Source organism: Paraburkholderia flava, assembly GCF_004359985.1.
Lineage (GTDB): Bacteria > Pseudomonadota > Gammaproteobacteria > Burkholderiales > Burkholderiaceae > Paraburkholderia > Paraburkholderia flava.
Genome location: NZ_SMRO01000004.1, coordinates 16,833 through 43,337, shown reverse-complemented (window position 1 = coordinate 43,337; position 26,505 = coordinate 16,833). Strand labels below are relative to the sequence as shown.

The window sequence follows — 26,505 nt, the reverse complement described above, 5'->3', positions numbered from 1 at the left end:
GCTGACGGCTCGTTGTGGAATGCGTCGAATGCATTATTTTGACACGCGGGCCGCGAAAGGATTGCGTGGTTCGCACTCAGCGACGCAGAGCGGCTCCGTGCCGGACTTGCTCTCGCGGGCGCGGGCGTCCTATGATCCGCGCTTCGATGAATCGGGAACTGGACGGAACGGCGATGGCAAGCGAGTGGGCAGCGTGGACGACGTGGCGACGAATAACGCAGGCAGCGCTGGCGGCGCTCGCCGTCTCGATGACGGTGACGCCGCTTGCGGCCTCGGCGGCTGCGACCGGTGAGCCGATCCAGCTTGCGCTGATCGAGGGCATGTCCGGGCCGTTCGCGAATGCCGGTGCCGCGGTGGAGCGCAATCTGCGCTTCGGCGTCGAGCAGGTAAACGCGCGCGGCGGCGTGAAACTCGCCGACGGTACGCATCCGCTCGAACTCGTCGTGCTCGACAGCAAGGGCAGCGCGGAAGAAGCGCTGGTTCAACTGCGAGCGGCGGCAGACCGGCACATCGGCTTCGTGATGCAGGGCAACAGCTCGGCGGTCGCTGCGGCGCTGCTCGGCGCGATCGACAAACAGAATGCCCGCGAGCCGGACAATCGCGAACTGTTCCTCAACTATTCCGCCGACGATCCTGCGTTGACGAACGCGAACTGCAGCTTCTGGCATTTCCGTTTCGACGCACACGCCGGCATGCGGATGGACGCGCTCGCGGACGTGATCCAGCGCGACCGATCGGTGACGAAGGTGTATCTGCTGAACCAGGACTACAGCTTCGGCCACGACGTGAGCCGCCTCGCGCGCGCGGCGCTCGCGGCGAAGCGGCCGGACATTTCGGTAGTCGGCGACGAATTTCATCCGATCGGCCGCGTGAAGGACTTCGCGCCGTATATCGCGAAGATCCGCGCCAGCGGCGCGGATGCGGTCGTGACCGGCAACTGGGGCAACGATCTGACGCTGCTCGTCAAGGCGGCGCGCGAGCAGGGCCTCGATACCCGCTTCTATACGTTCTACGGCAACAGCCTCGGTGCGCCGGCGGCACTCGGCGACGCGGGCGTGAAGCGCGTGCTGGCCGTCGCCGACTGGCATCCGAATGCGGGCGGCGCCGCGTCGGACGCGTGGTATCGGGCATTCCGCGCGCGCTATCCCGCCGCTCAGGACGATTATCCGGTTTTGCGCATGGAGCTGATGATCGAAATGCTGGCCGCGGCGATGAACAAGGCCGGCAGCGCGCAGCCGACGGCTGTCGCACACGCGCTCGAAGGCATGAAGTTCGACAATGGCTTCCACCCGGTATGGATGCGCGCCGACGATCATCAGCTGATCCAGCCGCTGTACGTAATGGAAATGGACAAGGCCGGCACGCCGGGCGTGCGCTTCGACAACGAAGGGTCCGGCTACGGTTTCCGGACCGTGCTCGCGTTGCCGCCGGAGCGCACGGCGCCGGCCACCGTGTGCCGGATGCAGCGACCCTGAGCGCGGGCCGGGCTGGCGGGCGCCAACGCACGGCATGCACGATGGCCCGAAACCCCGGCAATTCCCCCCGAAAAACGCGCAAAGGCAGGGGGGTCGCCTGATACATCCGCTGTGTTACAATCGCGTTTCGCTGTAAATCACGGCACGGCCGTTCTTCCGTGACCGCCTGTCTAGTTCTCAAGGAAATCAACATGACTGTTGCTGAAGTTACTATTGCCAAGAAGTCCGACGTCGTCGCGCAATTCGCACGCGCTGCTAACGACACCGGCTCCCCTGAAGTTCAGGTCGCGCTGCTCACGACCCGCATCAACGAACTGACCGTTCACTTCAAGGAACACACGAAGGATCACCACAGCCGCCGCGGTCTGCTGCGCATGGTGAGCCGCCGTCGCAAGCTGCTCGACTACCTGAAGGGCAAGGACGCCGACCGTTACCGCACGCTGATCGAGAAGCTGGGTCTGCGTAAGTAATCGGACGGTCTCTCACCAAGATGCCTGTGTCAGTTCCACTGATGCAGGCATTTTGTTTTTGAACGGTGCGCTTTATGTGATGCGCACCGGCAGGTTGTCCGCCGTCGTTCGTTCCCGTCATTCGATGCGGACCGGAAGAGCCGGCGGCAACACGAAACACGGCCGGGCCTCGGGGCAGAGCCTTGTGTCATTCCAGCGGTGCGCGCACGGCGTGGTCCTCTGGAATGGCATAACACTCCTCTGTCCGCGCGGCCCCGGTCATGGCGTTGCCGCGCCGCTGCTAGTCCGCGCGGCATAACGAAGCGTAAAGGAGTGACTAATGTTCAATAAGATCGTTAAAGAGTTCAAGTGGGGACAACATACCGTTCGCCTGGAAACCGGTGAGATCGCCCGTCAGGCCGGCGGTGCTGTCCTCGTCGACATCGAAGATACCGTGGTGCTCGCCACGGTCGTCGGCGCGAAGACCGCGAAGCCGGGCCAGGACTTTTTCCCGCTGACCGTCGACTACATCGAGAAAACCTATTCCGCCGGCAAGATCCCCGGTGGCTTCTTCCGCCGTGAAGGCCGTCCGTCCGAAGGCGAGACGCTGATCTCGCGCCTGATCGACCGTCCGCTGCGTCCGCTGTTCCCGGAAGGCTTCTACAACGAAGTCCAGGTCGTGATCCACGTGATGTCGATCAACCCGGAAGTGCCGGCCGACATCCCCGCGCTGATCGGCGCATCGGCCGCGCTGGCCGTGTCGGGTCTGCCGTTCAACGGTCCGGTGGGCGCCGCTCGCGTCGCGTATCTGAACAACGAATACGTGCTGAACCCGACCCGCTCGCAGATCAAGGAATCGAGCCTCGACCTCGTGGTCGCCGGCACGGAACGCGCGGTGCTGATGGTCGAATCGGAAGCGAAGCAACTGTCCGAAGAAGTGATGCTCGGCGCGGTCGTGTTCGGCCACGAGCAGATGCAGGTCGCGATCGACGCGATCCACGAACTCGTGCGTGACGGCGGCAAGCCCGAATGGGACTGGCAGCCGGCGCCGAAGAACGAAGCGCTGATCGCGCGCGTGACGGAAATCGCGCAGGCCAATCTGCTCGCCGCTTACCAGATCCGCGACAAGCAAGCCCGTTCGGCGAAGCTGAAGGAAGTCTACGCAGCGACGTCCGCACAGCTCGAACAGGACGCAGCAGCAGCCGGTACGGTTGCAGCGGACAAGGCGAGCGTCGGCAACGTGCTGTTCGACATCGAAGCGAAGATCGTCCGTACTCAGATCCTGAACGGCGAGCCGCGTATCGACGGCCGCGACACGCGCACGGTGCGCCCGATCGAGATCCGTACCGGCGTGCTGCCGCGTACGCACGGCTCGGCACTCTTCACGCGTGGCGAAACGCAGGCGCTCGTCGTCGCGACGCTCGGCACGAAGGGTGACGAACAGATCATCGACGCGCTCGAAGGCGAATACCGCGAGCGCTTCATGCTCCACTACAACATGCCCCCGTTCGCCACCGGCGAAACCGGCCGCGTCGGTTCGCCGAAGCGTCGCGAAATCGGTCACGGCCGTCTCGCGAAGCGCGCGCTGGTCGCATGCCTGCCGAGCGCCGAAGAATTCGGCTACTCGATCCGCGTCGTGTCGGAAATCACCGAGTCGAACGGTTCGTCGTCGATGGCATCGGTGTGCGGCGGCTGCCTCGCGCTGATGGATGCCGGCGTGCCGATGAAGGCGCACGTCGCCGGCATCGCGATGGGCCTGATTCTCGAAGACAACAAGTTTGCGGTGCTGACCGACATCCTCGGCGACGAAGATCACCTCGGCGACATGGACTTCAAGGTCGCGGGCACGGAACAAGGCGTGACCGCACTGCAGATGGACATCAAGATCCAGGGCATCACGAAGGAAATCATGCAGGTCGCGCTCGCTCAGGCGAAGGAAGGCCGTCTGCATATTCTCGGCAAGATGAGCTCGGCGGTGTCGGGTGCGAACACGCAACTGTCCGACTACGCTCCGCGCATGATCACGATCAAGATCAATCCGGAAAAGATCCGCGACGTGATCGGCAAGGGCGGCTCGGTGATCCGTGCGCTGACCGAAGAAACGGGCACGACGATCGACATCTCCGACGACGGCGTCGTCACCATCGCGAGCACCAGCAGCGAAGGGATGGCCGAAGCGAAGAAGCGTATCGAGAACATCACGCTGGAAGTCGAAGTGGGCCAGGTGTACGAAGGCTCGGTGCTTAAGCTGCTCGATTTCGGCGCGATCGTGAACATCCTGCCGGGCAAGGACGGTCTGCTGCATATCTCCGAGATCGCGAACGAACGTATCAAGGACATCAACGACTATCTGAAGGAAGGCCAGCAAGTGAAGGTCAAGGTCATCCAGACGGACGAGAAGGGTCGTGTGCGTTTGTCGGCGAAAGCGCTGTTGAACGAAGCGCCGCAAGGCGAGCCGACGCCGCAGCAGTAACGCGGTAAGAGGCAACGGCCGGCAGCGCGAATGCGCGCCGGCCGTTTTTCATGCAGGGCCGATTGTCTTGCGCATCCCGCCGTAACGTTCACAACGTTCGTGGGGTTCGCAGCGCAATCCAGACCTTGGAGGTGACGACGGATGAAAGCGATCGAGATTACCGAGTTCGGTGCGCCTGAAGTCTTGAAACTCGCCGAACGGCCGAAGCCGGAGCCGAAAGCGGGTGAGGTGCTGATCAAGGTGAGCGCATCGGGCGTGAATCGCCCGGACGTGTTTCAGCGCAAGGGCGCCTATGCGCCGCCGCCGGGGGCGTCGGATCTGCCGGGCCTCGAAGTGGCCGGCGAGATCGTCGGCGGTTCGCTCGATGCGAAGCACAATCCGTTCGGCCTGAAGATCGGCGATCGCGTGTGCGCATTGCTCACAGGCGGCGGCTACGCGGAATACGCGACGGCGCCGCTCGCGCAGTGTCTGCCGGTGCCGAATGGGCTGTCGGATATCGAGGCGGCGTCGCTGCCCGAGACCTTCTTCACGGTATGGAGCAACGTCTTCGATCGCGCGCAGCTCGGTGCGGGCGAGGGCGGTGCGAACGAAACGTTCATGGTGCAGGGCGGCTCGAGCGGCATCGGCGTGACCGCGATCCAGATCGCGCATGCGCTCGGGTTCCGCGTGTTCGCGACGGCCGGTTCCGACGACAAATGCCGCGCCTGCGAAGCGCTCGGCGCCGAACGCGCGATCAACTACAAGACCGAAGACTTCGTCGAGGTCGTGAAGTCGCTGACGAACGATCGCGGTGTCGACGTGATCCTCGATATGGTGGCAGGCAGCTATGTGCCGCGCGAACTGACCGCGCTCGCGGACGGTGGGCGCCTCGTGCTGATCGCGCTGCTCGGCGGCGCGAAAGCGGAACTGAATCTGAACGATGTGCTACGTCGCCGGTTGACGGTGACGGGTTCGACGTTGCGTCCGCGGTCGGTGGAATTCAAGGCGAAGATCGCCGCGCAGTTGAAGGAGCGCGTGTGGCCGCACCTCGAAAGCGGGCGCATCAAGCCGGTGGTGCATCAGGTGTTCCCGGCCGCGCAGGCTGCACAGGCGCATGCGCTGATGGAAAGCAGCACGCACGTCGGCAAGCTGATGCTGGACTGGAGCGTGGCTTGAGGTTTGAAGCCAGGTGAGACTCCGAGTCGGTGCTCATCGTATTCGCCGCGCTCGTGAAGCAGCACGGTAAAAGGGTGCGAATACACGGCCGCGCGGTTTGACCCGCTGACGCCTCACGCAGTAAAATTGCGCGTTTTGCGCGCGCTGTACGACGCGGGACGAGCCGGGCCAGCATTAGCTTCATGCGATGCACCCGCCGCTTCGTCCCATCGACGATTCAGCCACGACCGAACGAGACGATGGCCCAACAACGAAAGAAACTGGTAGTCGGTAACTGGAAGATGCATGGTCGGCTCGCCGACAATGTGGTTCTGCTGGATGCCGTTGCGCAGGGAATCGGAAGTCTGCCTGAGCAGCTCGGAGTTGGCGTGTGTGTGCCGTGTCCGTATCTCGCGCAGGCCCAGAGTCTGCTGACCGGTAGCGCCGTCGGATGGGGTTCGCAGGACGTGTCGGCGCATGTGCAGGGCGCGTACACCGGTGAAGTCTCGGCGGACATGGTGGCGGAGTTCGGTGCGACGTTTGCAATCGTCGGGCATTCCGAGCGGCGCGCGTATCACAGCGAAAGCGCGGACCTCGTCGCAGTCAAGACGGAACGCGCATTGGCAGCAGGGTTGACGCCGATCGTATGTGTCGGTGAAACGCTGGAGCAGCGCGAAGCTGGTGCGACGGAGCAGGTGGTCAGCACGCAGCTGGAAGACGTACTCGCGAAGCTGTCGCTCGAAAAAGCCGTGCGTATCGTGGTCGCCTACGAACCGGTCTGGGCGATCGGCACCGGCAAGAGCGCGACGGCCGCCGAAGCGCAGGCGGTTCACGCGTTCCTGCGCAAGCTTCTCGTCGCGAAAAGCGCGGAAGTCGGTGACGTACCCGTGCTGTACGGCGGGAGTGTGAAGCCGGACAACGCAGAAGAGTTGTTTCGTCAGCCGGATATCGATGGCGGCCTGATTGGCGGCGCATCGTTGAAGGCACAGGATTTCCTCGCAATCTGCAACGCAGCAGCCGCGACGCTTTAAGCGGCAGGCGTGCAGGTGAGGTGGCTCGCGGCGGCATGCATCGCATGTCGTCCGATTAAATGAGACTCGGGTGGTGTGATGCTGTATTTGAAGACATTGATTATCGTCGTGCAGTTGCTGTCGGCACTGGGCATCATCGGCCTCGTATTGCTGCAGCACGGCAAGGGTGCCGACATGGGTGCGGCATTTGGTAGCGGGGCATCGGGCAGCCTGTTCGGCGCGACCGGTTCCGCGAACTTTCTGTCGCGAACCACTGCAGTCCTCGCTGCGGTTTTCTTCGTGAGTACGCTGGCGCTAACCTACATCGGCTCCTATAAATCCAGACCTTCGGCAGGTGTACTGAGCGAAGTGGCGACGGCTCCGGTCGCAGCATCGGCAGCATCCGCGCCGGTCGCTGGGTCGACGCCTGCGGCAGCTTCCGCTGCATCGACGCCGGGCCAGGACGTACCGAAATAAAATTTTCGTTCGGCGCGCTTTTGTGCGTTGAACAAACTGTTTGAACCAGTTACAATCGAAGTCTTGAAGCGATTCGCGGGTTTTATAAGTTGTTTTCCCGGATTGCAAACAGTGCCGACGTGGTGAAATTGGTAGACACGCTATCTTGAGGGGGTAGTGGCGAAAGCTGTGCGAGTTCGAGTCTCGCCGTCGGCACCAATGTTATCTAATGCCAGCCGCTTGCTTCGGCTGGCATTTCTACTTCTAGTTCGCGGTTTACTGTGGGCTAACAGCGTCAAGCAGGCCGAAGTAAATGACGCGCCGGTGTTACTCTCCGGCAGTACTCGAACCAACCGATTGAGGATAGTCTTGAACCTCGCAGCCTATTTCCCCGTTTTGTTGTTCCTCCTCGTGGGCACCGGTTTAGGCGTAGCACTGGTCAGTATCGGCAAGATCCTCGGTCCCAATCGGCCCGACACCGAGAAGAACGCACCGTACGAGTGCGGCTTCGAAGCGTTCGAAGATGCGCGCATGAAGTTCGACGTGCGCTACTACCTCGTGGCCATCCTCTTCATCATTTTCGATCTTGAAACGGCATTCCTGTTCCCGTGGGGCGTGGCCCTGCGCGACATCGGCTGGCCGGGGTTCATGTCGATGATGATTTTTCTGCTCGAATTCCTGCTGGGCTTCGCCTATATCTGGAAGAAGGGCGGTCTCGACTGGGAATGACGGGTTAATGCCGGTTTGCATGGGCGGCCATGGCTAGCCGCCCGTCTGGAGTGGAAAGAAAATGAGTATCGAAGGGGTCTTGAAGGAAGGGTTTGTCACCACCACGGCTGACAAGCTGATCAACTGGACGCGCACCGGCTCGCTGTGGCCGATGACGTTCGGTCTCGCGTGTTGTGCGGTTGAGATGATGCATGCGGGCGCAGCCCGTTACGACCTCGACCGCTTCGGTGTCGTGTTTCGTCCGAGTCCGCGTCAGTCGGACGTGATGATCGTCGCCGGCACGCTGTGCAACAAGATGGCGCCGGCACTGCGCAAGGTCTACGACCAGATGGCCGAGCCGCGCTGGGTGATCTCGATGGGGTCGTGCGCGAACGGCGGCGGCTACTATCACTACTCGTACTCGGTGGTGCGCGGCTGTGACCGCATCGTCCCGGTCGACGTCTACGTGCCGGGCTGTCCGCCGACGGCGGAAGCGCTGGTCTACGGCGTGATCCAGCTGCAGGCGAAAATCCGCCGCACCAACACCATCGCCCGACAATAAGGCCAGAGCCTCCTCCCACAATATGGCAAGCAAACTCGAGACCCTGAAAGCGAACCTCGAGGCGGCCTTTGGCGGCCGCCTGCTGAGCGTGACCGAAGCGATCGGCGAAGTGACTGTCGTCGTGAAGGCAAGCGAATATCTCGACGTGGCGCAACGTCTGCGCGACGATCCCACGCTGCGCTTCGAGCAGCTGGTCGATCTGTGCGGCGTCGATTATCAGACCTACGGCGACGGTGCATACGAAGGTCCGCGTTTTGCGGCCGTGCTGCATCTGCTGTCGGTGACGAACAACTGGCGCGTGCGTGTGCGCGCGTTCGCACCGGATGACGAAGTGCCGCTGCTGGCGTCCGTCGTCGAGATCTGGAGTTCGGCGAACTGGTACGAGCGCGAAGCATTCGACCTCTACGGTATCGTGTTCGAAGGCCATCCTGACCTGCGCCGTATCCTGACCGACTACGGTTTCATCGGTCATCCGTTCCGCAAGGATTTCCCCGTTTCCGGCTACGTCGAAATGCGTTACGACCCGGAAGAGAAGCGCGTCGTCTATCAGCCGGTGACGATCGAGCCGCGGGAAATCACGCCGCGCGTGATCCGCGAGGATCACTATGGCGGTCTGAAACACTAAGAGAACGCCATGGCAGAGATCAAGAACTACACGCTCAACTTCGGCCCGCAGCATCCGGCAGCGCACGGTGTGCTGCGCCTCGTGCTCGAACTCGACGGCGAAGTGATCCAGCGTGCCGACCCGCACATCGGTCTGCTGCATCGCGCGACCGAAAAGCTCGCGGAAAGCAAGACCTTCATCCAGTCCGTGCCGTACATGGACCGTCTCGACTATGTGTCGATGATGGTCAACGAGCACGGCTACGTGATGGCGATCGAAAAGCTGCTCGGCATCGACGTGCCGATCCGCGCGCAGTACATCCGCGTGCTGTTCGACGAAGTCACGCGCGTGCTGAACCATCTGATGTGGATCGGCGCGCACGCACTCGACGTCGGCGCGATGGCGGTGTTCCTGTACGCGTTCCGCGAACGCGAAGACCTGATGGACGTGTACGAAGCGGTGTCCGGCGCACGGATGCACGCGGCGTACTACCGTCCGGGCGGCGTCTATCGCGATCTGCCTGACGCAATGCCGCAATACAAGGCGTCGAAGATTCGCAATGCGAAGGCGCTGTCGAAGATGAACGAGACGCGGCAAGGTTCGCTGCTCGACTTCATCGAAGACTTCTTCAACCGTTTCCCGACCTGCGTCGACGAATACGAAACGCTGCTCACCGACAACCGGATCTGGAAGCAGCGTCTGGTCGGCATCGGCGTAGTGAGCCCGGAGCGTGCGCTGCAGCTCGGCATGACGGGTGCGATGCTGCGCGGCTCGGGTATCGAATGGGATCTGCGCAAGAAGCAGCCGTACGAGGTGTACGACAAGCTCGACTTCGATATCCCGGTCGGTGTGAACGGCGACTGCTACGACCGCTACCTCGTGCGTGTCGAGGAAATGCGCCAGTCCACGCGGATCGCGAAACAATGTATTGAATGGCTGCGCAAGAATCCTGGCCCAGTGATGATCGACAATCACAAGGTCGCGCCGCCGTCGCGCGTCGGCATGAAGTCGAACATGGAAGAGCTGATTCACCACTTCAAGCTCTTCACCGAAGGCTTCCACGTGCCGGAAGGCGAAGCGTACGCGGCCGTCGAGCATCCGAAGGGCGAGTTCGGTATCTATCTGATCTCCGACGGCGCGAACAAGCCGTATCGCCTGAAAATCCGCGCGCCGGGTTATGCGCATCTTTCCGCGCTCGACGAAATGGCGCGCGGCCACATGATCGCCGACGCGGTGACGATCATCGGTACGCAGGACATCGTGTTCGGCGAAGTCGATCGCTAGGTTGGGTCGTTAGGCGATCATCATCACGGCGCGTTCCGCATCGTCCCCGCGGTACGCGTTCAGCAAGGAACGCCGGGTCTGTCGCAATACGTTGTGCGCGACAGGTTTTCGTTCGGTAGGAATTGAAAGAGTCGTGTCTGAAAATGATCTCAGCTGAAGGCCTGAAAGAAATCGATCGCGCGTTGACGAAGTACCCCGCCGATCAGAAACAGTCCGCCGTGATGTCGGCGCTGGCCGTTGCTCAGGAAGAGCATGGCTGGCTGTCGCCCGAACTGATGCAGTTCGTCGCGGACTATCTCGGCATGCCGGCCGTCGCCGTGCAGGAGGTCGCGACCTTCTACACGATGTACGAGACGTCGCCGGTCGGCCGCCACAAGATCACGCTCTGTACGAACCTTCCGTGCCAGCTCGGCCCGGACGGCGGCTCGGAAAGCGCGGCTCACTACCTGAAGCAGAAGCTCGGTATCGACTTCGGCGAAACCACGGCCGACGGCAAGTTCACGCTGAAGGAAGGGGAGTGCATGGGCTCGTGCGGCGATGCGCCGGTGATGCTCGTGAACAACCATCGCATGTGCAGCTTCATGAGCCGCGAGAAGATCGACCAGCTGCTCGAGGAACTTTCGAAATGACGTCTCTCCACGATCGTCACATCAAACCGCTGATTCTCGCTGGCCTCACCGGCGACAACTGGCATCTCGAAGACTACGTCGCGCGCGGCGGCTACAAGCAGCTGCGCCGCATCCTGGAAGAAAAGATTCCGCCCGAGCAGGTGATCGCCGACGTCAAGGCGTCGGGTCTGCGCGGCCGTGGCGGCGCCGGCTTCCCGACGGGCCTGAAGTGGAGCTTCATGCCGCGTCAGTTCCCTGGCCAGAAGTACCTCGTCTGCAATTCGGACGAAGGCGAACCGGGCACGTTCAAGGACCGCGACATCCTCCGCTGGAATCCGCACTCGCTGATCGAAGGCATGGCGATCGGCGCGTACGCGATGGGGATCACGGTCGGCTACAACTATATCCACGGCGAAATCTGGGAAACCTACAAGCGCTTCGAAGAAGCACTTGATGAGGCGCGTCGCGCCGGTTTCCTCGGCGACAACATCATGGGTTCGGGCTTCAACTTCGAACTCCATGCGCACCACGGTTACGGCGCGTACATCTGCGGCGAAGAAACCGCGCTGCTCGAATCGCTCGAAGGCAAGAAAGGCCAGCCGCGCTTCAAGCCGCCGTTCCCGGCAAGCTTCGGCGTGTACGGCAAGCCCACGACGATCAACAACACCGAAACGTTCGCAGCCGTGCCGTTCCTGCTCGAGATCGGCCCGCAGGCGTATCTCGAACTCGGCAAGCCGAACAACGGCGGCACGAAGATCTTCTCGATCTCCGGTGACATCGAACGTCCGGGCAACTACGAAGTGCCGCTCGGCACGCCGTTCGCGACGCTGATGGAACTCGCCGGCGGCATGCGCGGCGGCAAGAAGATCAAGGCGGTGATCCCTGGCGGCTCGTCCGCACCGGTGATCCCCGGCGACATCATGATGCAGACCGACCTCGACTACGATTCGATCGCGAAGGCGGGCTCGATGCTCGGCTCCGGCGCGGTGATCGTGATGGACGAGACGCGTTGCATGGTGCGTGCGCTGCTGCGTCTGTCGTACTTCTATTACGAAGAGTCGTGCGGTCAGTGCACGCCGTGCCGCGAAGGCACCGGCTGGCTGTATCGCGTCGTGCATCGTATCGAGCACGGCCAGGGTCGCAAGGAAGATCTCGACCTGCTGAACTCGGTTGCCGAAAACATCATGGGCCGCACGATCTGCGCGCTCGGCGATGCGGCAGCGATGCCGGTGCGCGGGATGCTGAAGCACTACTGGGACGAATTCGAATATCACGTCGCCAACAAGCATTGTCTCGTCGGCGGTCACGCCCACGCGGCGGCGACGGAAACGGTCGCTGCTTGAGCGGCATCACGGCAAACGCGCGTACGCCGGCATGCGGCTGGCGAGCGGGCGAACGATTGAGCGGTAACAGGTTAAGGAAGATTGACCATCATGGTTGAACTTGAAATAGACGGCAAGAAGGTCGAGGTGGCCGAGGGCAGCATGGTGATCCAGGCTGCGCACAAGGTCGACACGTACATTCCTCACTTCTGCTATCACAAGAAGCTGTCGATCGCGGCGAACTGCCGGATGTGTCTCGTCGAAGTCGAGAAAATGCCTAAGGCGGTGCCCGCCTGCGCAACGCCGGTTTCGGCCGGCATGATCGTGCGCACGAAGTCCGACAAGGCGGTGAAGGCGCAGCAATCCGTGATGGAATTCCTGCTGATCAACCACCCGCTCGATTGCCCGATCTGCGATCAGGGCGGCGAGTGTCAGCTGCAGGATCTGGCGGTCGGTTATGGCAAGTCGGGTTCGCGCTACAGCGAAGAAAAGCGCGTCGTGTTCCACAAGAATGTCGGCCCGCTGATCTCGATGGAAGAGATGACGCGCTGCATTCACTGCACGCGCTGTGTGCGCTTCGGCCAGGAAGTGGCCGGCGTGATGGAACTCGGCATGCTGGGTCGCGGCGAGCATTCGGAAATCACGTCGTTCGTCGGCAAGACGGTCGACTCTGAACTGTCGGGCAACATGATCGACCTGTGCCCGGTCGGCGCGCTGACCAGCAAGCCGTTCCGTTACAGCGCCCGTACGTGGGAACTGTCGCGTCGCAAGTCGGTGAGCCCGCACGATTCCGTCGGCGCGAACCTCGTCGTCCAGGTAAAGAACAACCGCGTGATGCGCGTGCTGCCGTTCGAGAACGAAGCGATCAACGAATGCTGGATCTCGGACAAGGACCGCTTCTCGTATGAAGGCCTGAACAGCCCGGAACGTCTCACGCAGCCGATGCTGAAGCAAGGCGGCAAGTGGGTCGAGACCGACTGGCAGACCGCGCTCGAGTACGTCGTCAAGGGCCTCAACGGCATCAAGGGCGACCACGGCGCGAATGCGCTGGCCGCACTCGCGAGCCCGCACAGCACGGTCGAAGAACTGTTCCTGCTGAAGAAGCTCGCCGAGGCTGTCGGTACGCCGAACATCGACTTCCGTCTGCGCCAGTCCGATTTCTCCGTGGCACCGGCCGGTGCGCCGTGGCTCGGTACGAAGATCGCTGACCTGTCGAACGTCGACTCAGCGTTCGTGATCGGCTCGTTCCTGCGTCGCGATCATCCGCTGCTCGCTGCACGTCTGCGTCAGGCGGCGAAGTCGGGTGCGAAGCTCGCACTGCTGCAAGCCACGAATGACGACGCATTGATCCCGCAAGCGCAGCGCATTGCCGCCGCGCCGTCTGCATGGCTCGCCGAACTGGCAGGCATCGCCGCTGCGGTGTCGGAAGCACGCGGTGTCGCGCTGCCCGAAGCGTTTGCCGGTGCACAGGCATCGGACGCGGCGAAGCAGGTCGCTGCCTCGCTCGCGAACGGCGAACATCGTCTCGTGCTGCTCGGCAACAGCGCCGTCCAGCATCCGCAATTTGCAGGCATCCACGCCGCTGCGCAGTGGATCGCCGAACAGACTGAAGCGACGCTCGGCTTCTTGCCGGAAGCATCGAACACGGTCGGCGCGCATCTGGTCAACGCACTGCCGGGTCAAGGCGGTCTGAACGCACGCGAAGCGTTCGAGCAACCGCGCAAGGGTTATCTGCTGCTGAACGTCGAACCCGAGTTCGACGCGGCGAATCCGGCGCAGGCACTCGCGGCGCTGAACCAGGCCGAGATGGTCGTCGTGATGTCGCCGTTCCAGACGGGCGCCGACTACGCCGACGTGCTGCTGCCGATCGCGCCGTTCACGGAAACCGCCGGCACGTTCGTCAACGCGGAAGGTCTCGCGCAGACGTTCAACGGTGTCGTGCGTCCGCTCGGCGAAACGCGTCCGGCATGGAAGGTACTGCGCGTACTCGGCAGCCTGCTCGACGCGAAGGGTTTCGAATTCGATACCGCGGAAGAAGTGCGCAACGCGGCACTCGGCGAAGGCGATCTGTCGTCGCGTCTGTCGAACCGCACGCAAGCTGCAATCGCACGTGGTGCAGTGGCTGCGAACGGCGCGTTCGAACGCATCGCCGATGTGCCGATCTACCACGCGGACCCGCTGGTGCGCCGCGCGGAATCGCTGCATCTGACCGCCGCGGCACGTGCCGCGAACACGGTCGGCCTGCCGGCGGCACTGTTCGACAAGTTGGGATTGAAGGACGGCGACGCGGTGCGCGTTCGTCAGGGAGAGCGCTCGGTGCAGTTGCCGGCCGTGCGCGATGCGAATCTTGCGGAGACGGTGGTCCGCGTGTCGGCGGCGACGCCTGCCGGCGCAGCGCTGGGCAGCCTGTTCGGTGAACTGCTGGTGGAGAAGGCGTAAATGAGCTTGTTCGATACGATCAACTCGGGCGGCAGTCAGCTTCTCGGCGTCGCGTGGCCCACGGTGTGGGCGGTGGTGCGCATCCTCGTGGTGTCCGTCGTGATCCTGCTGTGCGTCGCGTACCTGATTCTCTGGGAGCGCAAGCTGATCGGCTGGATGCACGTGCGTCTCGGGCCGAACCGCGTCGGTCCGGCCGGTCTGCTGCAGCCGATCGCCGACGTCTTGAAGCTGCTGCTGAAAGAAGTCATTCAACCGAGCCAGGCGAGCCGCTGGATCTATCTGATCGCGCCGATCATGGTCGTCGTGCCGGCGTTCGCCGTGTGGGCGGTGATTCCGTTCCAGGCGGGCGCGGTACTCGGCGACATCAACGCCGGTCTGCTGTACGCAATCGCGATTTCGTCGGTCGGCGTGTACGGCGTGATTCTCGCCGGCTGGGCGTCGAACTCGAAGTACGCGTTCCTCGGCGCGATGCGCGCGGCGGCACAGATGGTGTCGTATGAAATCTCGATGGGCTTCGCGCTCGTCGTCGTACTGATGACGGCCGGCACGCTGAATCTGTCCGGCATTGTGAATTCGCAGGAGCATGGTTTCTTCGCGAGCCACGGTCTGAACTTCCTGTCGTGGAACTGGCTGCCGCTGTTGCCGATGTTCGTCGTCTACTTCGTGTCCGGCATCGCCGAGACGAACCGCCATCCGTTCGACGTGGTGGAAGGGGAGTCGGAAATCGTCGCGGGCCACATGATCGATTACTCGGGGATGGCGTTCGCGCTGTTCTTCCTCGCCGAGTACATCAACATGATCGTGATCTCGGCACTCGCATCGACGCTGTTCCTCGGCGGCTGGAGCGCGCCGTTCGGTTTCCTGTCCTTCGTGCCCGGCATCGTCTGGCTGGTGCTGAAGGTGTTCTTCCTGCTGTCGGTCTTCATCTGGGTGCGTGCGACATTCCCTCGCTACCGTTACGACCAGATCATGCGTCTCGGCTGGAAGGTGTTCATCCCGGTGTGCGTGGTGTGGCTGATCGTGGTCGGCTTCTGGATCATGTCGCCGTTGAACATCTGGCATTAAAGGCAGACCCACCATGACTAACGCAATTCAGAACTTCTTCAAGACGTTCTTTCTGACCGAGCTGCTGCAAGGTCTCGCGCTGACGGGTCGTTACACGTTCAAGCGCAAGGTCACCGTGCAGTTCCCGGAAGAGAAGACCCCGATTTCGCCGCGTTTTCGCGGCCTGCACGCACTGCGCCGCTATGAGAACGGCGAAGAGCGCTGCATCGCATGCAAGCTGTGCGAAGCGGTGTGCCCCGCGCTCGCAATCACGATCGAGTCGGAAACGCGCGCGGACAACACGCGCCGCACGACGCGCTATGACATCGATCTGACCAAGTGCATTTTCTGCGGTTTCTGCGAAGAGAGCTGCCCGGTCGATTCGATCGTCGAGACGCACATTCTCGAATATCACGGCGAAAAGCGCGGCGATCTGTACTTCACGAAGGACATGCTGCTGGCCGTCGGCGACCGTTACGAAACGGAAATCGCGGCGAACAAGGCAGCCGACGCCCCGTACCGTTGATGCTTGCTGTATCGGCCCGCGCATGCGGGCGGGCGCCGCGGCTTTTTACCGCCGCGGCACGGCGCTCCTGTGCTGCGGTTTGCGCGGTGCGCGCCAAAGAACCATGGCCGATGTTGGCCTAACGATGAACCGGTAATCATGGAATTCACGACCGTACTGTTCTACATCTTCGCGCTGCTACTGACTGTGTCAGGGCTGAAGGTGATCACTTCGCGCAACCCGGTGTCCGCCGCGCTGTTTCTCGTGCTCGCGTTCTTCAACGCGGCCGCGATCTGGATGCTGCTGGAGGCCGAGTTCCTCGCGATCCTGCTGGTGCTCGTCTACGTCGGCGCGGTGATGGTGCTGTTCCTGTTCGTCGTGATGATGCTGGACATCAATCTCGACGTACTGCGGCGCGACTTCAAACGCTTCGTGCCGATGGCGACGATCGTCGGCGCGATCATCGTGGTCGAAACCGCGCTGATCCTCTGGCACGGCTACGGCGCGACGACGACGGTCGTGCGCGACGCGGCATCGGCGGTGCCGGGCACGACGGCCGACTGGTCGAACACGCGCCTGATCGGCAAGCTCATCTACACCGACTACATCTTCGCATTCGAAGTCGCGGGTCTCGTGCTGCTGGTCGCGATCATCGCGGCGATCGCACTGACCACGCACCATGCGAAGGACAGCAAGCGCCAGCGCGTGTCGGATCAGGTCAAGGTGCGCAGCCAGGATCGCGTGCGGATCGTGAAGATGGCGACGGAGAAGTCTGTCGCGCAGGACGCGGCCGAAGCTGCGAAGGCGGCACAGGCGGCGAAAGATGCTGCGGCAAACGCCGCACCCGGCGCGGCTCCGGGCACCAAAAGCTGAGCGGACAGGAGAAAAAACATGTTGACCCTTGCTCACTACCTCGTACTCGGCGCGATTCTGTTCGCGATCAGTATCGTCGGTATTTTCCTGAACCGCCGCAACGTGATCATCATCCTGATGGCCATCGAGCTGATGCTGCTGGCGGTGAATACGAATTTCGTCGCGTTCTCGCATTATCTCGGCGACCTGCACGGCCAGATCTTCGTGTTCTTCGTGCTGACCGTCGCCGCAGCTGAAGCGGCCATCGGCCTCGCGATTCTGGTGACCCTGTTCCGCAGCCTCGACACGATCAACGTCGAGGATCTCGATCAGCTCAAAGGTTAATTTCAGGCAAAGCTGTTATGTCAACGACACTTAACGAAAACCTGCTGCTGGCGGTTCCGCTCGCACCGCTGGCCGGCTCGCTGATCGCGGGGCTGTTCGGGAAGACGGTAGGGCGCAAGGGCGCCCACACGGTCACCATTCTCGGCGTCGCGATCTCCTTCATCCTGTCGGCAATCGTCTTTCTCGACGTGCTGCAGGGCGCGAGCTTCAATGCAACCGTCTACGAGTGGATGTCGGTCGGCAAGCTGAAGTTCGAAGTCGGCTTCCTCGTCGATTCGCTCACCGCGATGATGATGTGCGTCGTGACCTTCGTGTCGCTGATGGTGCACATCTACACGATCGGCTACATGGCCGAAGACGACGGTTACCAGCGCTTCTTCTCGTACATCTCGCTGTTCACGTTCTCGATGTTGATGCTCGTGATGAGCAACAACTTCCTGCAGCTGTTCTTCGGCTGGGAAGCGGTGGGTCTGGTGTCGTACCTGCTGATCGGCTTCTACTACACCCGTGAAACCGCGATCTACGCGAACATGAAGGCGTTCCTCGTGAACCGCGTCGGCGACTTCGGTTTCCTGCTCGGCATCGGCCTGCTGCTCGCATACGGCGGCTCGATGAATTATCAGGACGTGTTCGCGAAGAGCCACGAACTCGCGGCGCTGTCGTTCCCGGGCACCAGCTGGGGTCTGCTGACCGTCGCGTGTATCTGCCTGTTCATCGGCGCGATGGGTAAGTCGGCGCAGTTCCCGCTGCACGTGTGGCTGCCCGATTCGATGGAAGGCCCGACGCCGATCTCCGCGCTGATCCACGCGGCAACGATGGTGACGGCCGGTATCTTCATGGTGACGCGCATGTCGCCGCTGTTCGAACTGTCGGATAGCGCGCTGTCGTTCATCACCGTGATCGGCGCGATCACGACGCTGTTCATGGGTTTCCTGGGCATCGTACAGAACGACATCAAGCGGGTCGTCGCGTATTCGACGCTGTCGCAGCTCGGCTACATGACGGTCGCGCTCGGCGTGTCCGCGTACCCGGTCGCCGTGTTCCACCTGATGACTCACGCGTTCTTCAAGGCGCTGCTGTTCCTCGGCGCGGGTTCGGTGATCATCGGCATGCACCACGACCAGGACATGCGCAACATGGGCGGCCTGCGCAAGTACATGCCGATTACGTGGATCACGTCGCTGGTCGGTTCGCTCGCGCTGATCGGTACGCCGTTCTTCTCCGGCTTCTATTCGAAAGACTCGATCATCGATGCGGTGAAGTTGTCGCATCTGCCGGGTTCGGGCTTCGCGTACTTCGCGGTGGTGGCGAGCGTGTTCGTCACGGCGCTGTACTCGTTCCGGATGTACTTCCTGGTGTTCCACGGCGAAGAGCGCTTCCGCAAGCCGAAGCATCCGGAATCGCCGATGGGTATCGAGGCAGCGGCCGCAGCGGCGCACGGTCATGGCGATCACGGCCATGGCCACGACGATCACGGTCACGGTCATGACGCACACGAGCCGCACGAAACGCCGTGGGTGGTGTGGGTGCCGCTGGTGCTGCTGGCGATTCCGTCGGTGGTGATCGGCGCGATCGCGATCGGTCCGATGCTGTTCGGCGACTTCTTCCAGCACGGCGTCGCGTTCGACAAGGTGATCTTCATCGGCGCGAACCATCCGGCGCTGCAGGAGATGGCCGAAGAATTCCACGGCTGGGTGCAGATGGGCCTGTATTCGGTGACGGGGCTGCCGGTGTGGCTTGCACTCGCGGGTATCGTCGTCGCGTGGTTCCTGTATCTGAAGCGTCCTGATCTCGCCGGGACGGTCAAGCGCGCGTTCGGTCCGATCTACACGCTGCTCGACAACAAGTACTACATGGACAAGATCAACGAAGTGGTCTTCGCAAAGGGCGCCGTGGCGATCGGCCGCGGCCTCTGGAAGGAAGGCGACGTCGTGGTCATCGACGGTATCGTCAACGGAAGTGCACGCTTTATCGGGTGGTTTGCCGGCGTGATCCGCTTCCTCCAATCCGGTTACATCTACCACTACGCGTTTGCCATGATCATCGGTATGTTGGGGCTCCTGACCCTGTTTGTAACGCTCGGCGGCAAATAAGGCGAGGGACACGAATGCACTCTTATCCGGTTCTCAGTACAGCGATCTGGATGCCGATCGTCTTCGGCCTCCTGGTTCTCGCCATCGGTTCAGACCGCAACCCTGGTCCCGCGCGCTGGCTCGCGCTGATCGGCTCGGTGCTGAGCTTCCTCGTCACGATTCCGCTCATCACGCATTTCGACGCGAGCACCGCGCAGTTGCAGTTCGTCGAACAGGCGAAGTGGATCGAGCGCTTCAACATCACGTATCACCTCGGTGTCGACGGCATCTCGATGTGGTTCGTCGTGCTGACCGCGCTGATCACGGTGATCGTCGTGATCGCCGCGTGGGAAGTCATCACGAAGAACGTCGCGCAGTATCTCGCCGCGTTCCTGATCCTCTCGGGGATCATGGTCGGCGTGTTCAGCTCGGCTGACGGGATGCTGTTCTACGTGTTCTTCGAAGCGACGCTGATTCCGATGTACATCATCATCGGCGTGTGGGGCGGGGCGAACCGCGTGTACGCGGCGTTCAAGTTCTTCCTGTACACGCTGATGGGCTCGCTGCTGATGCTTGTCGCGCTGCTGTATCTGTACACGCAGACCGGCACGTTCGATCTCGCGACGTGGCACGCGGCGAAGCTGTCGATGACGCCGCAGATCCTGATCTTCATCGCGTTCTTCCTCGCGTTCGCCGTCAAGGTGCCGATGTGGCCGGTCCACACGTGGCTGCCCGACGCGCACGTGGAAGCGCCGACCGGCGGCTCGGTCGTGCTGGCCGCGATCATGCTGAAGCTCGGCGCGTACGGTTTCCTGCGCTTCTCGCTGCCGATTGCACCGGATGCGAGCCACTTCCTCGCGCCGGTCGTGATCACGCTGTCGCTGATCGCGGTGATCTACATCGGCCTCGTCGCGCTCGTGCAGGCGGACATGAAAAAGCTGGTCGCGTATTCGTCGATCGCGCACATGGGCTTCGTCACGCTCGGCTTCTTCATCTTCAACCAGCTCGGCGTCGAAGGCGCGATCGTGCAGATGATCTCGCACGGCTTCGTGTCCGGCGCGATGTTCCTGTGTATCGGCGTGCTGTACGACCGTATGCACTCGCGCCAGATCGCCGATTACGGCGGCGTCGTGAACACGATGCCGAAGTTCGCGGCATTCGTGATGCTGTTCGCGATGGCGAACTGTGGCCTGCCGGGCACGTCGGGTTTCGTCGGCGAGTTCATGGTGATCCTCGCGGCTGTCCAGTTCAATTTCTGGGTGGCGTTCGGTGCGGCGTTCACGCTGATCCTCGGCGCGGCATACACGCTGTGGATGTACAAGCGCGTGTACTTCGGCAAGGTGGCGAACGACCACGTGAAGAGCCTGCTCGACATCAACCGTCGTGAGTTCTTCATGCTGGCGGTGCTCGCCGTGCTGACGCTGTACATGGGTCTGTATCCGAAGCCCTTTACCGATGTGATGCACGTATCCGTGGAAAACCTCCTCTCCCACGTCGCGCAGTCGAAGCTGCCGTTGTCACAGTAATGCAGAGCGGAGGAATCTAAAGATCATGCAAAACGCCCCTATGAGTGCTCTGCTGCCCGACGCGCTGGTGATGCTGGCGATCATCGTCGCGTGGCTCAACGATACGTTCGTCGGCCAGTCCGGCCGCCGGACCACGTACTACATCGCGCTGCTCGGCACCGTCGTCGCCGGCGTGTGGTTTGCGGTGAACTCGTTCGATCCGAACCAGTACTACTACTTCTCGAAGATGGTAGTGGTCGATTCGTTCGCCAACGCGATGAAAGCGGTGGTGTCGCTCGGCTACGCGGTGTCGATCGTCTACTCGCGCAAGTACCTGGAAGACCGCAATCTGTTCCGCGGCGATTTCTTCCTGCTCGGCATGTTCTCGCTGTTCGGGCAGCTCGTGATGATCTCGGGCAACAACTTCCTCACGCTGTATCTCGGCCTCGAACTGATGTCGCTGTCGCTGTACGCATTGATTGCACTGCGTCGCGAAGTCCCGCAGTCGAACGAAGCGGCGATGAAGTACTACGTGCTCGGCGCGCTGGCTTCCGGTTTCCTGCTGTACGGCATCTCGATGCTGTACGGCGCGACCGGTTCGCTCGAACTCGGCGAAGTGTGGAAGGCGATTGCATCGGGCCGCATCAACGACGCAGTGTTGCTGTTCGGCGTGATCTTCATCGTCGCGGGTATCGCGTTCAAGATGGGCGCCGTGCCGTTCCACATGTGGGTGCCGGACGTGTACCAGGGTGCGCCGACCGCGATGACGCTGCTGACCGGCGGCGGTCCGAAGGTCGCGGCATTCGCGTGGGGGCTGCGCTTCCTCGTGATGGGTCTGCTGCCGCTCGCAGTCGACTGGCAGGAGATGTTGATCATCCTCGCGGCGCTGTCGATGATCGTCGGCAACATCACCGGTATCGTCCAGCGCAACATCAAGCGGATGCTCGCGTACTCGGCGATCTCGAACATGGGCTTCGTGCTGCTCGGGCTGCTGTCGGGCGTGGTCGACGGCAAGGCCGGCGGCGCGGCGAATGCGTATGGCTCGGCGATGTTCTACAGCATCGTCTACATGATCACGACGCTCGGTTCGTTCGGCGTGGTGATGCTGCTCGCACGACGCGACTTCGAAGCTGAAACGATCGACGACTTCAAGGGCCTCAACCAGCGTAGCCCGGTGTTCGCGTTCGTGATGATGGTGATGATGTTCTCGCTCGCCGGCATCCCGCCGACGGTCGGCTTCTACGCGAAGCTCGCGGTGCTCGAAGCGACGATGAACGCCGGCCTCACGTGGCTCGCGGTGCTGGCAGTGATCACGTCGCTGTTCGGCGCGTTCTACTACCTGCGCATCGTCAAGGTGATGTACTTCGACGCGCCGCAAGACAACGAGGCGATCTCGGCCGACACCTGCAAGCGCACGCTGCTGACGCTGAACGGTGTGGCTGTGCTGGTGCTCGGCATCGTGCCGGGCCCGCTGATGACGATCTGCCTGCAGGCCATCAGCCACTCGCTGCGTAACTGATCGATGTCCGCAGCGGGCTGGTTTATCGTGTTGTTGGCGCTGGTCGGCGCCAACCTGCCGTTCCTGAATCAACGCGTCTTTGCGTTCGTGCCGGTTGGCGCGACGAAAAAGAACGCGTGGATCAGGATCGCGGAATTGATCGCACTGTATTTCGCGGTCGGTGCGCTGGGCTTCATGCTCGAAGCGCGCGCCGGCAATCGCTTCGAACAGGGCTGGCAGTTTTACGCCATCACGTTCAGCCTGTTCGTCGTGTTCGCGTTTCCCGGTTTCACCTACCAGTACCTGGTCAAACGACGCTGACGGCGTGTGCCGTCGCGTCCGACGCGGTTCACGGTTGTGGTCACATCGCATCACACCGCACCGCGCCAGGTCACACGAGGTCACATATGGCTCACGCTCCGACACCTTCTTCGGCTGACGTCACGGCCAATCCCCCCGACCACGGCGATGCGCTGCTCGAAAAGCGTGTGTCGGGCGAGACGCTGCATCAAGGTAAGTTCCTCACGCTCAAGTGCGACACGGTCGAGTTGCCCGACGGCAAGCACGCGACGCGCGAATACGTGCAGCATCCGGGCGCGGTGATGGTGATCCCGCTGTTCGACGATGGCCGCGTGCTGCTCGAAAGCCAGTATCGCTATCCGATCGGCAAGGTGATGGTCGAGTATCCGGCCGGCAAACTCGATCCGAACGAAGGTGCGCTGGCCTGCGCGAAGCGCGAGCTGCACGAGGAAACGGGCTACACCGCGAGCGAATACATTTTCCTCACGCGGATTCACCCGATCATTTCGTATTCGACCGAGTTCATCGAGATCTACCTCGCGCGTGGCCTCACGGCGGGCGAGCGCAAGCTCGACGACGGCGAGTTTCTCGAACTCTTCACCGCGACAGTTCCGCAGATGTCCGAATGGGTTCGCACCGGCAAGGTCACCGACGTGAAGACGATCATCGGTACGTTCTGGCTGGAGAAGGTGTTGTCGGGCGAGTGGCCGACAGCAGAACCGGCAGGCAGCAACTGATTCAGACGAAGAAGACTCAAGCAAAAATGGCAGCCACGAAACGGCTGCCGTTTTCGTTTCGGGCGGGTCGTCGTGACCAATATCGGTAGATGCCCGTGGTGCATCGGCGCACTTCTTTATCACGCGCTAAAATCCCGCCACTCGCTGCGGCATGGAAGAGACGATAGGTTCATCTCAACCCCGCTGCGATTTTTACGAACGACCGTTCACAAAAAGCCGATTTGCGCTAAACTGGCACGCAAGCCCCGATTCCACATGAAGGTCCTCGATTTACAGTGTCCGCACGGCCATCGGTTCGAAGGCTGGTTCGCTTCCGCCGATGACTTCGAATCGCAGTTGTCCCGCAAGCTCGTCGAATGTCCGATCTGCGGTGCGACCGAAGTGAGCCGTCTGCCGTCGGCGCCTCGACTGAATCTGTCGGGCGCGGGCGACAACGCTTCACAGCAAGCCTCGCAGATGCGCGCGATGCAGGCTAAGGCGATGCAGGCACTGCGCGAGGTACTGGAAAAAACCGAGAACGTGGGCGACCGCTTCGCCGAGGAGGCGCGGCGCATCCATTATGAGGAAGCGCCCGCTCGCAATATTCGCGGTGTCACCACACCCGAAGATGCGAAAGCCCTGGTCGAAGAAGGCATCGAAGTCATGCCGCTGCCCATTCCGGCCGCGCTGAAGGAGCCGCTGCAGTAACGAACGGCCCGTTCGCGACGGGAGCAGGCGCGGTCAGGAGACACTGCGCATGGATCTGGATTACTCCCCCACCGACGACGCATTCCGCGCCGACGTCCGCGCCTGGCTCGAGGCAAACCTGCATCACGAGGTACGCGCGAAAGTTCTCAATCACAAACGTCTGAATCGCGACGACTTCGCGCGCTGGCACAAGCTGCTCGGTACGCGCGGCTGGTCCGCGTCCGCGTGGCCCGCCGAATTCGGTGGGCCAGGCTGGAACCCGACGCAACGCCATATCTGGGACGAGGAGTGCGCGCGGATCGGTGCGCCGATCGTGCTGCCGTTCGGCGTATCGATGGTCGCGCCGGTGCTGATGAAGTACGGCAGCGAAGCGCAGAAGCGGCACTATCTGCCACGTATTCTCGATGGCACGGACTGGTGGTGCCAGGGCTACTCGGAGCCCGGCTCGGGTTCCGATCTCGCGTCGTTGCGTACGCGCGCGGAGCGCAGCGGCGATCACTACATCGTCAACGGACAGAAGACCTGGACCACGCTCGGCCAGCATGCGGACATGATGTTCTGCCTCGTGCGCACCGACAGCGGCGCGAAGAAGCAGGAGGGCATCTCGTTCCTGCTGATCGACATGAAGACGCCGGGCATCACCGTGCGTCCGATCATCATGCTCGACGAAGATCATGAGGTGAACGAGGTTTTCTTCGAGGACGTGAAGGTGCCGGTCGAGAATCTCGTCGGCGACGAAAATCGCGGCTGGACCTACGCGAAGTATCTGCTCGGTCACGAGCGCACCGGTATCGCACGGGTCGGTCAGTCGAAGCGCGAGCTGGCGTTTCTCAAGCGCGTCGCGCTCGATCAGCAGAAGAATGGCAAGCCGTTGCTGCACGATCCGGTGTTCGGCGCGAAGGTTGCGAAGCTCGAGATCGAACTGATGGCGCTTGAGGTGACGGTGCAGCGTGTCGTCGCGAACGAGACCGGCGGACGTGGTCCCGGTCCGGAGGCATCGATGCTGAAGATCAAGGGCACCGAGGTCCAGCAGGGGCTGACCGAACTGATGGTCGAAGCGGTCGGTCCGCTTGCGGCGCCGTTCGATGTGCCCTTCCTCGAAGGCGAGCGCGCGCACAGCGCGGCCGGCGACGACGATGCCGCACCGCTTGCCGCGTACTACTTCAACTTCCGCAAGACGTCGATCTACGGCGGCTCGAACGAAATTCAGAAGAACATCATCGCGCAGATGATTCTGGGCATTTGAGGAGCGGCGCATGAACTTCACTTTCACCGACGAACAGCAGCAATTCGCCGATGCGCTGCGCCGCTATCTCGACAAGAGCTACGGCTTCGAGACGCGTCAGGCTATCGTGTACTCGGACAGCGGCGTGTCGGACACGCACTGGCAGGGTTTCGCCGAACTCGGGCTCACCGCGTTGCCGGTGCCGGAAGCGCAGGGCGGTTTCGACGGCGGCGCGGTCGATATGCTGGTGGCAATGCAGGAGCTGGGCCGCGCGCTGGTCGTCGAGCCGTACTGGGCGACGGCGGTCGGCATCGAAGCACTGCGGCTCGCGGGCACGGGCGACGGCGACGATGCCGCGCTGCTCGAGCGCGCAGCGCAGGGCGAACTGAAACTCGCGGTTGCGTTTCATGAACCGCGCGCACGCTACGACCTGTTCGCCGTGCAGACGGCAGCGACCCGCGCTGGCGATAGTTTCACGCTCGCCGGTACGAAGTCGGTCGTGCAGCACGGCGCGCAGGCGGATTGCTGGATCGTGCCCGCGCGACTCGACGGCGAGATCGCATTGTTCGTCGTGACGCGCGATGCGGCCGGCGTGCAGATCACCGACTACCGCACGATCGACGGCCAGCGCGCTGCGACGCTGACGTTCGCGAACACGCCGGCACGACGTCTCGGCGGCAGTCATGCGGGGGCGGCAACGCTCGAACACATCGCCGATTACGGCACGCTACTGCTGTGTGCGGAAGCGGTCGGCACGCTCGACGCATTGAATCACGCGACCGTCGAGTACACGAAGACACGTCAGCAGTTCGGCGTGCCGATCGCACGTTTTCAGGCGCTGCAGCACCGGATGGTCGAGATGCTGATCCACGCGGAGCAGGCGCGCTCGATCACCTATCTCGCCGCCGTCCGCTATGCTAGTCCCGACGCGGACGAGCGGGGTCGCGCGATCTCCGCTGCGAAGGCGCGCGTCGGCGAGGCGGCACGCTTCGTCGGTCAGCAGGCGGTGCAGTTGCACGGCGGCATGGGCGTGACGAACGAAGTCGCGGCCGCGCATCTGTTCAAGCGTCTGTCGATCATCGAAACGACGCTCGGCGACGTCGATCATCATCTCGCGCGCTTCGCGTCGCTGCCGGCGTTCGCGGTGCCGGATATGGACGCGTGAAAAACAGCAGGACGAAAGCGGGCATGCAGCGCGGCTGCCCGTCAAC

25 protein-coding genes and 1 tRNA gene are annotated in these 26,505 nt (G+C 62.4%); all 26 read left to right on the top strand.

All coding sequences use genetic code 11. The features are described 5' to 3' along the window. The first annotated feature begins 248 nt into the window (after window positions 1-248). On the top strand, window positions 249-1,475 hold the full coding sequence (locus E1748_RS28220) for a branched-chain amino acid ABC transporter substrate-binding protein (RefSeq protein ID WP_205965320.1): 1,227 nt from the start codon (window positions 249-251) through the stop codon (window positions 1,473-1,475). A 191-nt stretch (window positions 1,476-1,666) separates the two neighbouring features. Continuing rightward, window positions 1,667-1,945: a 30S ribosomal protein S15 gene (gene rpsO / locus E1748_RS28215; protein WP_133650598.1), complete on the top strand. Its 279-nt coding sequence runs from the start codon at window positions 1,667-1,669 to the stop codon at window positions 1,943-1,945. A gap of 319 nt (window positions 1,946-2,264) precedes the next feature. Then, window positions 2,265-4,397: a polyribonucleotide nucleotidyltransferase gene (gene pnp / locus E1748_RS28210; RefSeq protein WP_133650597.1), complete on the top strand. Its 2,133-nt coding sequence runs from the start codon at window positions 2,265-2,267 to the stop codon at window positions 4,395-4,397. A 141-nt stretch (window positions 4,398-4,538) separates the two neighbouring features. Beyond that, window positions 4,539-5,552, top strand: a complete 1,014-nt coding sequence (locus tag E1748_RS28205; RefSeq protein ID WP_133650596.1) for an NAD(P)H-quinone oxidoreductase — start codon at window positions 4,539-4,541, stop codon at window positions 5,550-5,552. A 182-nt stretch (window positions 5,553-5,734) separates the two neighbouring features. Next, window positions 5,735-6,562 carry a triose-phosphate isomerase gene (tpiA, locus tag E1748_RS28200; protein ID WP_420819358.1) on the top strand — a complete coding sequence of 276 codons (828 nt, stop codon included), beginning with the start codon at window positions 5,735-5,737 and terminating at the stop codon, window positions 6,560-6,562. A 78-nt stretch (window positions 6,563-6,640) separates the two neighbouring features. Further along, on the top strand, window positions 6,641-7,018 hold the full coding sequence (secG, locus tag E1748_RS28195) for a preprotein translocase subunit SecG (RefSeq protein ID WP_133650594.1): 378 nt from the start codon (window positions 6,641-6,643) through the stop codon (window positions 7,016-7,018). 113 nt (window positions 7,019-7,131) lie between these two features. Further along, window positions 7,132-7,216 (top strand) — tRNA-Leu (locus E1748_RS28190). Window positions 7,217-7,366: 150 nt separating this feature from the next. Further along, window positions 7,367-7,726, top strand: a complete 360-nt coding sequence (locus E1748_RS28185; RefSeq protein WP_133650593.1) for an NADH-quinone oxidoreductase subunit A — start codon at window positions 7,367-7,369, stop codon at window positions 7,724-7,726. Window positions 7,727-7,787: 61 nt separating this feature from the next. Further along, window positions 7,788-8,267: a NuoB/complex I 20 kDa subunit family protein gene (locus E1748_RS28180; RefSeq protein ID WP_006052903.1), complete on the top strand. Its 480-nt coding sequence runs from the start codon at window positions 7,788-7,790 to the stop codon at window positions 8,265-8,267. Window positions 8,268-8,289: 22 nt separating this feature from the next. Next, the gene (locus E1748_RS28175; protein WP_133650592.1) at window positions 8,290-8,892 is read left to right on the top strand and encodes an NADH-quinone oxidoreductase subunit C; all 603 of its coding nucleotides are present in this window, start codon (window positions 8,290-8,292) and stop codon (window positions 8,890-8,892) included. Window positions 8,893-8,901: 9 nt separating this feature from the next. Further along, complete coding sequence (locus tag E1748_RS28170; protein ID WP_133650591.1) at window positions 8,902-10,155, top strand: NADH-quinone oxidoreductase subunit D; 1,254 nt, start codon at window positions 8,902-8,904, stop codon at window positions 10,153-10,155. A gap of 143 nt (window positions 10,156-10,298) precedes the next feature. Further along, window positions 10,299-10,784, top strand: a complete 486-nt coding sequence (nuoE, locus tag E1748_RS28165) for an NADH-quinone oxidoreductase subunit NuoE (RefSeq protein WP_133650590.1) — start codon at window positions 10,299-10,301, stop codon at window positions 10,782-10,784. Next, window positions 10,781-12,106 (top strand): NADH-quinone oxidoreductase subunit NuoF, encoded by a 1,326-nt coding sequence (nuoF, locus tag E1748_RS28160; RefSeq protein WP_133650589.1) that lies wholly within the window; start codon window positions 10,781-10,783, stop codon window positions 12,104-12,106. The genes nuoE and nuoF overlap by 4 nt, the downstream gene beginning before the upstream one ends. 90 nt (window positions 12,107-12,196) lie before the next feature. Continuing rightward, window positions 12,197-14,524 (top strand): NADH-quinone oxidoreductase subunit NuoG, encoded by a 2,328-nt coding sequence (nuoG, locus tag E1748_RS28155; protein WP_133650588.1) that lies wholly within the window; start codon window positions 12,197-12,199, stop codon window positions 14,522-14,524. Further along, window positions 14,525-15,589 carry an NADH-quinone oxidoreductase subunit NuoH gene (gene nuoH, locus E1748_RS28150; RefSeq protein ID WP_133650587.1) on the top strand — a complete coding sequence of 355 codons (1,065 nt, stop codon included), beginning with the start codon at window positions 14,525-14,527 and terminating at the stop codon, window positions 15,587-15,589. 13 nt (window positions 15,590-15,602) lie between these two features. Further along, complete coding sequence (gene nuoI / locus E1748_RS28145) at window positions 15,603-16,094, top strand: NADH-quinone oxidoreductase subunit NuoI (RefSeq protein WP_133650586.1); 492 nt, start codon at window positions 15,603-15,605, stop codon at window positions 16,092-16,094. Between the two features lie 138 nt (window positions 16,095-16,232). Next, entirely contained in the window at window positions 16,233-16,946 is a 714-nt protein-coding gene (locus E1748_RS28140; RefSeq protein WP_133650585.1) for an NADH-quinone oxidoreductase subunit J, read from the top strand. An 18-nt stretch (window positions 16,947-16,964) separates the two neighbouring features. Continuing rightward, the gene (gene nuoK, locus E1748_RS28135) at window positions 16,965-17,270 is read left to right on the top strand and encodes an NADH-quinone oxidoreductase subunit NuoK (RefSeq protein ID WP_091018293.1); all 306 of its coding nucleotides are present in this window, start codon (window positions 16,965-16,967) and stop codon (window positions 17,268-17,270) included. 17 nt (window positions 17,271-17,287) lie between these two features. Continuing rightward, on the top strand, window positions 17,288-19,363 hold the full coding sequence (gene nuoL, locus E1748_RS28130; RefSeq protein ID WP_133650584.1) for an NADH-quinone oxidoreductase subunit L: 2,076 nt from the start codon (window positions 17,288-17,290) through the stop codon (window positions 19,361-19,363). Between the two features lie 14 nt (window positions 19,364-19,377). Further along, the gene (locus E1748_RS28125; RefSeq protein WP_133650583.1) at window positions 19,378-20,868 is read left to right on the top strand and encodes an NADH-quinone oxidoreductase subunit M; all 1,491 of its coding nucleotides are present in this window, start codon (window positions 19,378-19,380) and stop codon (window positions 20,866-20,868) included. Between the two features lie 25 nt (window positions 20,869-20,893). Further along, window positions 20,894-22,366 carry an NADH-quinone oxidoreductase subunit NuoN gene (nuoN, locus tag E1748_RS28120; protein WP_133650582.1) on the top strand — a complete coding sequence of 491 codons (1,473 nt, stop codon included), beginning with the start codon at window positions 20,894-20,896 and terminating at the stop codon, window positions 22,364-22,366. A gap of 3 nt (window positions 22,367-22,369) precedes the next feature. Further along, entirely contained in the window at window positions 22,370-22,666 is a 297-nt protein-coding gene (locus E1748_RS28115) for a DUF2818 family protein (protein WP_133650581.1), read from the top strand. Window positions 22,667-22,752: 86 nt separating this feature from the next. After that, window positions 22,753-23,382, top strand: a complete 630-nt coding sequence (locus tag E1748_RS28110) for an NUDIX domain-containing protein (protein ID WP_240766844.1) — start codon at window positions 22,753-22,755, stop codon at window positions 23,380-23,382. 255 nt (window positions 23,383-23,637) lie between these two features. Next, entirely contained in the window at window positions 23,638-24,069 is a 432-nt protein-coding gene (locus E1748_RS28105) for a DUF1178 family protein (protein ID WP_133650580.1), read from the top strand. Between the two features lie 49 nt (window positions 24,070-24,118). After that, window positions 24,119-25,315, top strand: a complete 1,197-nt coding sequence (locus tag E1748_RS28100) for an acyl-CoA dehydrogenase family protein (RefSeq protein WP_133650579.1) — start codon at window positions 24,119-24,121, stop codon at window positions 25,313-25,315. A 10-nt stretch (window positions 25,316-25,325) separates the two neighbouring features. Beyond that, window positions 25,326-26,459: an acyl-CoA dehydrogenase family protein gene (locus E1748_RS28095; RefSeq protein ID WP_133650578.1), complete on the top strand. Its 1,134-nt coding sequence runs from the start codon at window positions 25,326-25,328 to the stop codon at window positions 26,457-26,459. The last annotated feature ends 46 nt before the right edge of the window (window positions 26,460-26,505 follow it).

Bases quoted from the DNA above. Each gene is read 5' to 3' on its own strand.
- nuoN (WP_133650582.1), top strand. From the start codon at position 20,894: ATGCAAAACGCCCCTATGAGTGCTCTGCTGCCCGACGCGCTGGTGATG.
- nuoI (WP_133650586.1), top strand. From the start codon at position 15,603: ATGACTAACGCAATTCAGAACTTCTTCAAGACGTTCTTTCTGACCGAG.
- nuoF (WP_133650589.1), top strand. From the start codon at position 10,781: ATGACGTCTCTCCACGATCGTCACATCAAACCGCTGATTCTCGCTGGC.
- nuoH (WP_133650587.1), top strand. From the start codon at position 14,525: ATGAGCTTGTTCGATACGATCAACTCGGGCGGCAGTCAGCTTCTCGGC.
- E1748_RS28180 (WP_006052903.1), top strand. From the start codon at position 7,788: ATGAGTATCGAAGGGGTCTTGAAGGAAGGGTTTGTCACCACCACGGCT.
- E1748_RS28100 (WP_133650579.1), top strand. From the start codon at position 24,119: ATGGATCTGGATTACTCCCCCACCGACGACGCATTCCGCGCCGACGTC.
- E1748_RS28125 (WP_133650583.1), top strand. From the start codon at position 19,378: ATGCACTCTTATCCGGTTCTCAGTACAGCGATCTGGATGCCGATCGTC.
- E1748_RS28175 (WP_133650592.1), top strand. From the start codon at position 8,290: ATGGCAAGCAAACTCGAGACCCTGAAAGCGAACCTCGAGGCGGCCTTT.
- pnp (WP_133650597.1), top strand. From the start codon at position 2,265: ATGTTCAATAAGATCGTTAAAGAGTTCAAGTGGGGACAACATACCGTT.
- tpiA (WP_420819358.1), top strand. From the start codon at position 5,735: ATGCGATGCACCCGCCGCTTCGTCCCATCGACGATTCAGCCACGACCG.
- rpsO (WP_133650598.1), top strand. From the start codon at position 1,667: ATGACTGTTGCTGAAGTTACTATTGCCAAGAAGTCCGACGTCGTCGCG.
- nuoK (WP_091018293.1), top strand. From the start codon at position 16,965: ATGTTGACCCTTGCTCACTACCTCGTACTCGGCGCGATTCTGTTCGCG.
- E1748_RS28220 (WP_205965320.1), top strand. From the start codon at position 249: ATGACGGTGACGCCGCTTGCGGCCTCGGCGGCTGCGACCGGTGAGCCG.
- E1748_RS28170 (WP_133650591.1), top strand. From the start codon at position 8,902: ATGGCAGAGATCAAGAACTACACGCTCAACTTCGGCCCGCAGCATCCG.
- E1748_RS28105 (WP_133650580.1), top strand. From the start codon at position 23,638: ATGAAGGTCCTCGATTTACAGTGTCCGCACGGCCATCGGTTCGAAGGC.
- E1748_RS28115 (WP_133650581.1), top strand. From the start codon at position 22,370: ATGTCCGCAGCGGGCTGGTTTATCGTGTTGTTGGCGCTGGTCGGCGCC.
- E1748_RS28095 (WP_133650578.1), top strand. From the start codon at position 25,326: ATGAACTTCACTTTCACCGACGAACAGCAGCAATTCGCCGATGCGCTG.
- nuoE (WP_133650590.1), top strand. From the start codon at position 10,299: ATGATCTCAGCTGAAGGCCTGAAAGAAATCGATCGCGCGTTGACGAAG.
- nuoL (WP_133650584.1), top strand. From the start codon at position 17,288: ATGTCAACGACACTTAACGAAAACCTGCTGCTGGCGGTTCCGCTCGCA.
- nuoG (WP_133650588.1), top strand. From the start codon at position 12,197: ATGGTTGAACTTGAAATAGACGGCAAGAAGGTCGAGGTGGCCGAGGGC.
- E1748_RS28110 (WP_240766844.1), top strand. From the start codon at position 22,753: ATGGCTCACGCTCCGACACCTTCTTCGGCTGACGTCACGGCCAATCCC.
- E1748_RS28205 (WP_133650596.1), top strand. From the start codon at position 4,539: ATGAAAGCGATCGAGATTACCGAGTTCGGTGCGCCTGAAGTCTTGAAA.
- secG (WP_133650594.1), top strand. From the start codon at position 6,641: ATGCTGTATTTGAAGACATTGATTATCGTCGTGCAGTTGCTGTCGGCA.
- E1748_RS28140 (WP_133650585.1), top strand. From the start codon at position 16,233: ATGGAATTCACGACCGTACTGTTCTACATCTTCGCGCTGCTACTGACT.